Source organism: Saccharomonospora iraqiensis subsp. paurometabolica YIM 90007 (assembly GCF_000231035.2).
Classification (GTDB): domain Bacteria; phylum Actinomycetota; class Actinomycetes; order Mycobacteriales; family Pseudonocardiaceae; genus Saccharomonospora; species Saccharomonospora paurometabolica.
In genome coordinates this window covers 221,602-223,891 of sequence record NZ_KI912218.1, presented here as the reverse complement: position 1 = coordinate 223,891, position 2,290 = coordinate 221,602, and the positions used below count along the sequence as shown (strand labels likewise).

Annotated in this window: 1 protein-coding gene; it reads left to right on the top strand. The window is 73.5% G+C overall.

Translation table 11 applies throughout. The annotated features are described in order from the left end of the window. Positions 1–2,290, top strand: a 2,290-nt coding sequence (locus tag SACPADRAFT_RS26370) for a carboxyl transferase domain-containing protein (protein ID WP_007027328.1), incomplete at both ends; no start/stop codon positions are given.

The following is a 2,290-nucleotide window of genomic DNA, read 5'->3' as shown; positions in this document are numbered from 1 at the left end:
CGCCGGGCGGGCCCCGCACGGGCGCGACACCGGCCCCGACCTCGTCGTCGACCTGTACCTGAACTCGCCGGACCGGCCGGACGACGAGGACCCCACGGCCGCGAAACTGGTCGCCGCGCTCTCCGAGGTCGCCCTGCCCGGCCGCCTCCGCCGGATCACCACCACGGTCGCGGGTCGCAGCGGCGCGGCGATGCACCACCACTTCACCTTCCGCCCGTCGCCGTCCGGACTCGCCGAGGACCGGCTGATCCGCGGGCTGCACCCGCTGGTGGCCCAGCGCCTGCAGCTGCACCGGCTGAGCCGGTTCGACCTCACCCGGCTGCCGTCGGCCGACGAGGACGTGTACCTGTTCCGCTGTGTGGCCACGCGGAACCCGGCCGACGAGCGGCTGGTGGCGATGGCGCAGGTGCGCGACCTCACCCCGCTGCGCGACCGGGAGGGCAGGCTCGCCGCGCTGCCCGCGGTCGAGGGGGCGCTGGCGGGCTGCCTGGACGCCATCCGCAAGGAGCAGGCCCGCAGGCCCGAGCGACGCCGGTTCGACACCAACCGGGTGTTGATCTACGTCTGGCCGGACAGCGAACTGACGCTGGACGAACTGCGGGCGATGTCCCGCCGGGTGCTGCCCACCACCGCCGACGCGGGGCTCGAGGAGATCGAGTTCGTCGGACGCCAGCGCGACCCGGACACCGGCTCCTCCCACGACGTCGCCGTCCACCTCCGCTGGACCGACGGCGGGGTGCGGATGTGGCGGGGCGCGCCCGCCACCGAGCCGGTCGAGCCGCTGGACGACTACGGACAGCAGGTCCTGCGCGCCCGCCGGCGCGGCACGGTCCACCCGTACGAACTGACCGACCTGCTCGCGGGGGACGACGGCTCGTTCGTCGAGTACGACCTGGCCGACGACGGCGCGCTCGTGCCGGTCGACCGGCCCCGGGGAGGCAACACCGCGGGCATCGTGACCGGGGTGGTCACCACCCCGACGGCGCGGTTCCCCGAGGGCGTGGCGCGGGTGGTGCTGCTGGGTGACCCGACGAAGGCGCTCGGCGCGCTGTCCGAGCCGGAGTGTGCCCGGGTGATCGGTGCGCTCGACCTGGCCGAGCGGCTCCGGGTCCCGGTGGAGTGGTTCGCGCTGTCCGCCGGTGCGCGGATCGCGATGGACTCCGGCACGGAGAACATGGACTGGGTGGCCGCGGCGCTGCGCCGCATCGTGCACTTCACCCAGGACGGTGGCGAGATCAACGTCGTGGTCGCCGGCATCAACGTGGGCGCCCAGCCGTACTGGAACGCCGAGGCGACCATGCTGATGCACACGAAGGGCATCCTCGTGATGACCCCCGACTCGGCGATGGTGCTCACCGGCAAGCAGTCGCTCGACTTCTCCGGTGGTGTCTCGGCCGAGGACAACCACGGCATCGGCGGCTACGACCGGGTGATGGGCCCGAACGGCCAGGCGCAGTACTGGGCCCCGGACCTGGCGGGGGCCCGCGAGGTCCTGATGGCCCACTACGACCACAGCTACGTCGCGCCGGGGGAGGGCACACCCCGCCGGGCGGACACGGCGGACCCGCGCGACCGGGACGTGTCCGACCACCCGCACAGCGCGGAGGGCAGCGACTTCACCACGGTCGGGGAGATCTTCTCCCCGGAGACGAACCCCGACCGCAAGAAGGCGTTCGACATCCGGACCGTGATGCGCGCGGTGTCCGATGCCGACCATCCGGTGCTGGAACGCTGGGCCGGGATGGCCGAGGCGGACACCGCGGTCGTGCAGGACGTCCACCTGGGCGGGTGGCCGGTCTGCCTCGTCGGTGTCGAGTCGCGTTCGGTGCCGCGGCGCGGGTTCCCGCCGACGGACGGCCCGGACACCTACACCGCGGGCACGCTGTTCCCCCGCTCGTCGAAGAAGGTCGCGCGGGCCATCAACGCCGCCAGCGGGAACCGGCCGCTGGTGGTGCTGGCGAACCTCTCCGGGTTCGACGGCTCGCCGGAGTCGATGCGCGAACTGCAGCTCGAGTACGGCGCCGAGATCGGGCGGGCGATCGTCAACTTCTCCGGTCCGATCGTGTTCTGCGTCGTGTCCCGCTACCACGGCGGCGCGTTCGTGGTGTTCTCCAAGGCGTTGAACCCGAACATGACGGTGCTCGCCGTCGACGGGTCGTTCGCCTCGGTGATCGGCGGCGCACCGGCCGCGGCGGTGGTGTTCTCCGGGGAGGTCAACGCCCGCACCGCCGCCGACGAGCGGGTCACCGCCCTCGAGGGGGCCCGGTCGGCGGGGGACGACGCCGCGCGG